Here is a 7,913-nt window from a genome sequence, read left to right on the forward strand (position 1 = left end):
AGTTTTATAAGTAACTTTGTTGTAAATACAACATTAAGGAGGAGTGAAAAATGCTTGAAGAATGTAAAGAGTACGGTGAAATCGAGTTATCACCAAAGCTCTACAGGGAGATAAAGATGATTGCAAAGGTGATCTATGGCATAACCCCAGACGAACTTGTAACTATAGCGGTCAAAAAGTGGATAGAGGACATGAAAAGAAAAATGGATTATTGACAACAAAATTATTTTCCTTTTTAAGTACAGCTTTTAAAGAAGAAAATTATCCATAACATGGATATAAACTTCTTCTTTGTGTTTAGACATGTTTAAACTTTAGAAGTATTTTAATGCCTCTGGACACTTCTCAGTTAATTGAATGTAAAAATATTGAACCAATCCCTTTTTAGAGGTTTCAAGCGTTTTCCTTATACTGTTTACTAAAGGGTTAGGTAGCTCCCCTTTAACCTCAAGTATTTTTTGAATGGCGCTTATCACTTCATCTACGTCCCTATAGCTTTTCCAAACCTTACCCATAAGCGCTTTTCAAAGAAACTCTTACAAAACATACTTATAAATGTTACACTCAATAGAACTTTTAAAAGTTCTTTCAATTAATACCTAATTTAAATGATAATTAAGGGAACCCTCTCTAATATTCTACCAAAATCCCCCATAATAATGAAGAAAGAAACCCCTTAGAACTCTCTCCTAGAACATTTTTTCTAGAATAAAATTCTAGGATATGTTCACAAGTAGGTATTTTGAAGCACTTACCTACCCTCTTCTACATCAAAATATGCACTCGTGAACATGGTTTAATACCTACTCCTCAAATCTCCTCAAAACTAAGTAAATCACTAAAAGGAATAGGATAAACGCTAAATCTTTTGCTCCCTTATTGAAAGAGTAAACCCCAGAAGCAAAGGTTAGAAACAGAAGAGCATACTCAATAAACCTTTTCATGCTTCAATCCTCTCATTATCTTCATCACTAGGTTTTAAGTCAATCTTCTCAACCTCTGGGGTTAAAGTCTTAGCAAACTCTGGGTTTTCAACAATTCTTTTAGCATGATTGAGTATTGAAACCTTGAATTCAAGCAAAAATAGTTTTTCCCTTGTTTTTTCTGAAAGTGGTTTTCTCCTCTTCTTTTTACGTTCCTTCTCAAGTTTATGAGGTAAATCCTTGTATTTCTCAATGGTTTCTAATGCTTCTCTAATCATTTTTTCCCTCTGCTCCCTAATTGTTTCATTCAGAAACCTAATAAACTGCTCCTCTTTCCGCATAATCTAACCTCACATTAACCTTTTAAAATCCTCAAAATTTGTTAAAGAGGTAATAGAGTGATTTATGAAACAACCTTTTTGAGCATTACAGAACTCTCTATCCATGCAACCAATAACCTTACCTTTAAGAATGCCATTATAGAAAACCCCTTTAACTATCAATATTACAACAATTCTTTTTTGTGAACATAGAACCCCAATAGTGTAAAAATGCCTTGTTTTCCCCTTATGAACCCATTTAGGTATGGTTTTAACCATACTCAACCCTTAAAACCCCCTCGAAACATCTTTCTAAAATCGTTAAAGCATCTTTCACATCTTCTTAGAGTTGTACCCCATTCTTTAACATGGATTAGGTATTCAGTAGGGTAAGAACCGCATAACTCACAAGGTTCATTAGGTTTAATGCGCTTCCACTCAAACCATTCTGCATTATTCCATTCATCAACCTCTTTAGGCGCTTCTTCAGAAATCCCTATTTCTTGCTTCTTTTCCGCTGAATTATCCACAATTTGACAAAAATCTTTATTGCGGATATTTTTATCTTCCACTTCGTTTTTTACGGCATTTTCTTCTTTAGACAAATATCCACAAAATGCCCCATTTAAAATATATACATTTTTTAAGAAGTCTTCAGCATACTCCCCTAGAACATCCCTAACAAACTCTTCAAAAGATATTTCTGTCTCTCCCCATACTCCTTTTTCCTCATCAAGTATCTTATACTTTGAAAATTTTATATTATTTTGCTCACCCACATTTTGTGGAAATTCATTTAACCATTTTTTGAACCCCTCTAGCAAATTGGACGTTAAAATTATCGTATCTTTCATTTTTTGGCAAATTGTGGATTTTTCTTCTTTAACTAATGGACTATAACAATTCATCCTTTTATCTTCAGCACTAGGTTTAACATCCACATAACCTATTTCTGAAAGACGCCGCAACCATCTTCTTATTGTCTCACTACTAACTTTCTTATCTGCCCTCTCATTATACTTAGTAGTAAGCTCTTGAATAGTCCAATTATCACCTTTAGCAACAATATCATGATAAAACTTTAAAATACGTTCTTCCGTCCCCGTTCTTGTTGTTTCAAAAATCTCCAGATATAACGAAAGGGCATTTTTAATATCATCAACATTTGAAACAAGGTATTTTGTGCCATTTATGTGGATAAAAGGTCGTTGAAACAAATGTAACGCTGTAACAGTTTTTAGAAATTGAATGAATCGATTAAAATCCCTCATATCTCTAACAATTTCACTAGGAAATATGGTGTAAAGTTGGGGGAAAGGCACGATAACATCAAGGTTATTTTCGAGAAACGCTTTTTTAATGTTCTCAATCAAATGTTTGATTATTTTTGTGCTTTCTAATTCTTGATTATAAATAAATGGGTAAGATGCTTTAAGGTTTGTTAGTTCATTAGCACTCATTATTTTCTCTTTAGATGCTTCTGGTGTAGCTGTAAAACTCCTTGTCGCCATTTCCTCTAAATACTGCTTATCTACTGAAAGGAAGATAGCAGAACACCAATCTTCTAAACATGCAGTTTCTTGTTTTAGTTTTTTTGTTCTTTCATCTCTATCAGTATATTTATAGAAGCTCCTTTTAACATCATGTGAAAGTATAGGGTAAAGCATTCTAAAAGTTTCTAAACTAGGAGCTTCTAGGAAAAGCAGAATTTTACCTCTAAAATTAATTAAACGATAACTGTCTTTAAGCTCCTCAACCCATTCCCTAAGAGATTCACGATATTCCTCTAATGCCTCCTCATATTCCTCTTTAGTCTTATAATCTCTTTTTCTAGGGCGTTTAGGCATATCATTAAGGTTTATGGGTTCACCATCCTTATTCACCAAAACACCATATCCATGAGCTAGAGCTTTAGGAGTTAAACCTATAAGATGCCATACATCATCTTTAGGGAAATACTCTAATGTTTTAACAGCATTATAGGTTTTGCCTATGCCACTTTCACCTTTTAGGAATAGGTTTATAGGTTCTGGGAGATAGGCACTTAACCCCGTAAAGAAAACGCTTAATTTAACTGCTCTATCACGCTTAATTTTCCTATCTAAGTCATTTTCAACATACTGTATTAGGTTCTCACTCGTCCATATCTTAACTGCTTTTCTCCAAAACTCATCAACCATTACTAACCCCCCTTTTGTTTGCTTCAGCAATCAGCACTTTAAAACCAAAATGAAATCTCTCACCACAAAACTGGCATTTCCCCTCATGCACTAGAACCAAAGTCATATAGTCTAAAACATGGTTGTGAAAGCAGTTTTCACAAGTAATAAGAGAAGCATATTTGTAAATTCTGCTTTTCTTTCTGCTTTTCAAGTCATGTTCTATGGCATTTATGAGTAAATCAGCTACCTCTAACTCAACTATTTGACTTTCCATTCTGTTTTTCTCCTCCTTTTCTGCTTTTATTCTCCAAAATCTTCCTGTTTATCCAATTGACAACATTAGAAACATCCTTTAGGTGCTCTTTAGGAGCTTTAACCTTAGTAATCTCATTATTTTGGTTTCTTTCTATGGTGTAAATGAACTCATTAGGATGCTTATCTTTCTCAGCATTCAGAACCCTCATTAAGAACCTCTCAAACCCCCCATCTTTCTTTAGGGGTTCATGAAACTCAAAAGTAGAAGTGTTCTCTTTCTCCCTAACCCTCTCCTCAATCATCAAAGAAACTGACTCCTTAATCTGTTTGCCTATACTTTCGAGAGCATTGCCCACATCAACCAAAATCTTAAGTATGGTTTCCTCTCTATCCTCAGAAAACTTTAAATCTACATTACTGTTTAATTCATTATTGGGGTTGCACGCCATCTTTTTTCTCACCTCTCTAAACCTTAACTGATAGCTCTCCCTCTTTCTTAGCATCTTCTGGTAAAATTGGAATGATTCTTAGCTCTTGGTTTACTTCTACTACCACAACTTCTTTGGGTTCTACTCCATACTTTCTTTTAAACCACTCTATCCACTCCCAAGGTATTACCACCGCATAGCTTGTTCCCGTTTTGATTATTTTTTTAATTAGAGGCATATTTTCACCTCAACATTATATTATCTGATAATAATAGAATCAGAGGGAATATTTAAATATTTCCTATCACTTTATATATTGTGAGAGTGATAGTATGCCTGAAAAGTTTGGAGAAATACAGAAGCAAATCTTAAAGTTGCTTGCTCTACAACCAGATATGAACGCCTACAAAATTCAAGAAACCCTTAACATTCCTCCTAGAAATTACCCAAGTGTATGGAATGCTCTTCAAAAATTACATGAACAAGGGTTTATAACTGCTACTGAGGGGTTAAGTGAAAAAAGAGTTCTCATAAAGTTTTGGAGATTAAGTAAAGAAGGTTTAATGTATGTTTTAACTGATTTTGAGCTTTCTCCCTTAGAATTTAAACAAGCAATATTTAACTACATTAAAGATGAACAAGCAAAACAAACTTTAGCAATCATGTATGAGGAGTTAGGTGATGAACTCGCTCAAAAAATTCTACGTTTAGCATCAACATCCTATTTCTCTTCAGAGCAAAAAATGGATATAGGTATTTTTTCAGCTTTAACTCAGCTTGTAGCATTAGATAAAGAGAGTAGGAAGAAAATCATAAAGTTCTTAGAAAGAATAATACCACCAAACCATGAATACCATAAAATTCTCTCAGAAACCAGAAGATTAATAGATGAAATGGAAAAACTAGGTTTAATTTAACCCCCTCTCTTCTCTATTTGTTTGCTATATTTCTGCATGTTCACAAACCTTAACCCCCTACCCCCCTAAACTTAAAGCTCTATGGAAAACAATGATTTTAGTGGGTTCAAATCCCACCGGCCCCACCATTTAATGAACTGGCCCCACTTCACATTATGTTAGAGGAAATTAGCTATAAGATAATTAGTTGAATTGTCGCTAGGGCTATTATGAGAACTGCTAATAATTTTAATGCTTTCTTGTTGAATTTTTGCGCTTCTTCATTTTTCTTTGCGTCTACGAGTCTCATGATGTAAACGGAGACTGAAAGATTGTAAAGGAATATTGCATATATTGAGAGCATCATTCTGTCGGCGAATGTTAAATAACCTATGGGAGGAATGCCGCTGAGCAATGCCAGATGGAAAGTGGTCGCAGACATTAATGTCGTCACACCTAAGCCTATTCTCTGGCCGAAGTTTTGGGGTGAAATGAAGAAGGTCAAAAGCGATATTGTTGTTATAACTATTACTGGCAGAACGCTTTTAACAAAGGAGGACAGCATAGGCCTTCTTAGCTTTATGCTGAAAACAAATCTTGAGTAAACCTCGCCGCCATAGGAGTGCTCAGTTACGGCAGCTTCGAACCCCTCTATTTCCCAACCAGCAACATTAACCTCTTTATCAATGCTTGAGGTTTGATCCGCTTTAAAAATTAGATAAGAAGCATTTAGTCTTTTGTGCTCTAGCTCCACTGTAAGCGTATGGGTCTCAAAGGGGGTATCTTGAGAAGTCAAAGGTTTTTATGAAGTCCCCTCTGACACGGTACTCTAGGTACCCATTGTCCGCATCCATTTTAACCTCATATCTCAATGGAAAACCATTTACAAACTCAAACTCCTTTACTTCTTCTAGGCTTATCTTAGAGGGATTAAATCTGAACCATATGTAAAAATCTAGACGATAACTGCTCGCGGACAAATCCACCTTCTCCACATTCACAAGCCAAACTCCAGCCTCAACGATCGTAGGATCTGATAGAAAGCCTTCGGCCTTTACATTAAACATTACAATAATTAAAGAAAAGACTAGCAATAAAACAAATAATAGTGCTTGTTTAATCTTCATCAAATTCACCATTATTTTTCGCTCATAACGGACACAAATATTTAAAACTTCTGCAACCAAAAAATCGCTGAGCCACGGTTGGGGCGCCCGCCCTTTCCTTTTTTAAGTTATCATGGATAGGTCAAAGGAAAATTTCGCATCCCAGTGGAGTTATCGTTATCCCCATTGCTAGGGCTATTATGTCATCTAATGGAGATTTTGGAAAATAGAGGACGGTGTTTATGGAGAGATTTTCCTGAGCAGTAATTCCCTGCAGCATATGATCGTGAGGAACTATGGCTGAAATTGGAGTGGTCTCCATCATATTCTGGTGTTCCTCATAATCATCTGTTTTAAAGGGTGTCGGGTCTGATGCGAGTTAAACCCGGCACTTTATCGTATGCTTTATCGAATGAGATTATTTTTCTATCTAGGCTTAGCGCTGTCGCAGCGTAGTGGGAATCAAAGAACGAGAGGTTTAATGTCTGCCTTAAATATGCGCTTGCAACGGCTGTATCGGGGGTTAATGGCACATACTCTACGTGTGGTAGAGCTGCTAGGGCTGCTAAATCCCTCAGAAGCCTTTCTTCCATCCCCTCGCTCCTATAAATTAGCTCCATTTCAATCAGGCTAACGCTTGAGATGTGAACACTTATCCCCCCATACTGAAGTTTCCTAAATATTCTCTCCGCAATAGGGTGATTAGGATCATGTTCATTTAGATAGGCGAAGATGACGTCATTTTCCAAGAGCGGCATTACATCATCAACCCTTTATTTACCTGCCTCACCCTCAGCCAACAACTCCGCCTGCCTTCTGAGCTCCCTAAATGGCTTGTTGACGTTAAATGCGCCATGAAGGGTTTTAAAGGGATCGGGGGGTAACGGAATTATCTTAAGATGATCGCCAGCATTTATAACCAAAACCTTCTTCCCAAAATTCAAAGATTCTCTAATCTCCTTAGGTATAGTTAGCCTACCCTTATCATCAATTTCCAATATGCTCATCTTTCCCACCAATTAGGAAAATTTAGGTAAAGTGGGATTTATATTTTACTCACATAGTACACCCACAACTACCTCGCTAGATTTACACCGGGCTTCTAAAATGATTCTGCGTATTGCTTGCGTTTCACATTTCTTCGTTCTCTACTGTTAGCGGGGTATGTTTCGCGTGTCTTGCTCATAATAGCTCTATTCATATCCAAAATAGTGTAAAGAACGGCTCGGATCCAAACGCGTGCTCCACCATTGGATACACTAGCCCAATCTTTATTGACTGTTTATTACAGCAATAGAAATTCTTAAGCCAGAAGAACTTCTAAACGAGCTTAACTTACATTTCAGCGCTTTGAGAAATAGTCACCGTCAAAACATAGCCTTTTAAACATGTAAAACAAAAAAAGAAAGAGATTTTCTTTATATAGGTCACTCTATTCCCCATTTTTTAGTCATCTTAACTATTAGAAAGATCACAAATGCAACTATTAGGAATGTTATGAGCGCTCCTAGAAAACTACCTATACGGAATGGTCCGAGAGTGATTTGCTCCCAAGGTATTCCTGGTGTTGCGAGTTCGATTACTGGCATTAATAAATCGTTTACAAGCGATTGAACTAATGCGCCTAAATAGATGCCCATGATAAAGGCTACAGCCATGCCCATAACCTTATACTTCGATATGAAATCCTTGAATTCCGCAATCAAACCCTTAGGTGGGATGGTCTCCGCGCTAATATAGTATGATGCTTTATCTTTTTCAAAGCTCCTAATGCTGAATTTAACGATTTCGCGAAAGAGATTCGGATCATGTCTCGCTATTAT

The 7,913-nt window shown here is 36.2% G+C and carries 16 protein-coding genes; 2 read left to right on the top strand and 14 right to left on the bottom strand.

From position 1 onward, the window contains the following. The first annotated feature begins 50 nt into the window (after nt 1-50). Complete coding sequence (locus tag QXR61_03995; protein ID MEM3757107.1) at nt 51-215, top strand: hypothetical protein; 165 nt, start codon at nt 51-53, stop codon at nt 213-215. Nucleotides 216-314: 99 nt separating this feature from the next. On the opposite strand, the gene QXR61_04000 is transcribed toward QXR61_03995, so the two are convergent. The 8 genes from QXR61_04000 to QXR61_04035 form a co-directional block, all read right to left on the bottom strand. Beyond that, nucleotides 315-515: a hypothetical protein gene (locus QXR61_04000; protein ID MEM3757108.1), complete on the bottom strand. Its 201-nt coding sequence runs from the start codon at nt 513-515 to the stop codon at nt 315-317. Nucleotides 516-803: 288 nt separating this feature from the next. After that, nucleotides 804-944 carry a hypothetical protein gene (locus tag QXR61_04005; GenBank protein MEM3757109.1) on the bottom strand — a complete coding sequence of 47 codons (141 nt, stop codon included), beginning with the start codon at nt 942-944 and terminating at the stop codon, nt 804-806. After that, on the bottom strand, nt 941-1,264 hold the full coding sequence (locus QXR61_04010) for a hypothetical protein (GenBank protein ID MEM3757110.1): 324 nt from the start codon (nt 1,262-1,264) through the stop codon (nt 941-943). Before QXR61_04010 ends, QXR61_04005 begins: the two co-directional genes overlap by 4 nt. A gap of 9 nt (nt 1,265-1,273) precedes the next feature. After that, nucleotides 1,274-1,522, bottom strand: a complete 249-nt coding sequence (locus QXR61_04015) for a hypothetical protein (GenBank protein ID MEM3757111.1) — start codon at nt 1,520-1,522, stop codon at nt 1,274-1,276. Between the two features lie 2 nt (nt 1,523-1,524). Next, complete coding sequence (locus tag QXR61_04020; protein MEM3757112.1) at nt 1,525-3,423, bottom strand: hypothetical protein; 1,899 nt, start codon at nt 3,421-3,423, stop codon at nt 1,525-1,527. Further along, a complete protein-coding gene (locus QXR61_04025) occupies nt 3,416-3,679 on the bottom strand; it encodes a hypothetical protein (protein ID MEM3757113.1) in 264 nt (87 codons plus the stop codon). Before QXR61_04025 ends, QXR61_04020 begins: the two co-directional genes overlap by 8 nt. Beyond that, entirely contained in the window at nt 3,660-4,109 is a 450-nt protein-coding gene (locus QXR61_04030; GenBank protein MEM3757114.1) for a hypothetical protein, read from the bottom strand. The genes QXR61_04025 and QXR61_04030 overlap by 20 nt, the downstream gene beginning before the upstream one ends. Before the next feature lie 16 nt (nt 4,110-4,125). Then, on the bottom strand, nt 4,126-4,326 hold the full coding sequence (locus QXR61_04035) for a hypothetical protein (GenBank protein MEM3757115.1): 201 nt from the start codon (nt 4,324-4,326) through the stop codon (nt 4,126-4,128). 94 nt (nt 4,327-4,420) lie between these two features. Here QXR61_04035 and QXR61_04040 point away from each other — a divergent pair, with 94 nt between their 5' ends. After that, a complete protein-coding gene (locus tag QXR61_04040) occupies nt 4,421-5,005 on the top strand; it encodes a hypothetical protein (protein MEM3757116.1) in 585 nt (194 codons plus the stop codon). A 172-nt stretch (nt 5,006-5,177) separates the two neighbouring features. Here the strand turns inward: QXR61_04040 and QXR61_04045 are convergent, their stop codons facing one another. From QXR61_04045 to QXR61_04070, 6 genes are all read right to left on the bottom strand, one after another. Continuing rightward, nucleotides 5,178-5,780 carry a hypothetical protein gene (locus QXR61_04045; GenBank protein ID MEM3757117.1) on the bottom strand — a complete coding sequence of 201 codons (603 nt, stop codon included), beginning with the start codon at nt 5,778-5,780 and terminating at the stop codon, nt 5,178-5,180. Further along, the gene (locus QXR61_04050) at nt 5,755-6,111 is read right to left on the bottom strand and encodes a hypothetical protein (protein MEM3757118.1); all 357 of its coding nucleotides are present in this window, start codon (nt 6,109-6,111) and stop codon (nt 5,755-5,757) included. The genes QXR61_04045 and QXR61_04050 overlap by 26 nt, the downstream gene beginning before the upstream one ends. A gap of 121 nt (nt 6,112-6,232) precedes the next feature. Continuing rightward, the gene (locus QXR61_04055; GenBank protein ID MEM3757119.1) at nt 6,233-6,415 is read right to left on the bottom strand and encodes a hypothetical protein; all 183 of its coding nucleotides are present in this window, start codon (nt 6,413-6,415) and stop codon (nt 6,233-6,235) included. Nucleotides 6,416-6,443: 28 nt separating this feature from the next. Then, nucleotides 6,444-6,848 (bottom strand): PIN domain-containing protein, encoded by a 405-nt coding sequence (locus QXR61_04060; GenBank protein MEM3757120.1) that lies wholly within the window; start codon nt 6,846-6,848, stop codon nt 6,444-6,446. Between the two features lie 15 nt (nt 6,849-6,863). Beyond that, on the bottom strand, nt 6,864-7,097 hold the full coding sequence (locus tag QXR61_04065) for an AbrB/MazE/SpoVT family DNA-binding domain-containing protein (protein ID MEM3757121.1): 234 nt from the start codon (nt 7,095-7,097) through the stop codon (nt 6,864-6,866). 420 nt (nt 7,098-7,517) lie between these two features. Then, the coding region (locus tag QXR61_04070; GenBank protein ID MEM3757122.1) for an MscL family protein at nt 7,518-7,913 on the bottom strand (396 nt) is incomplete at its 5' end.

The sequence above is a fragment of the Candidatus Bathyarchaeia archaeon genome, from assembly GCA_038882715.1.
Lineage (GTDB): Archaea > Thermoproteota > Bathyarchaeia > Bathyarchaeales > DTEX01 > DTEX01.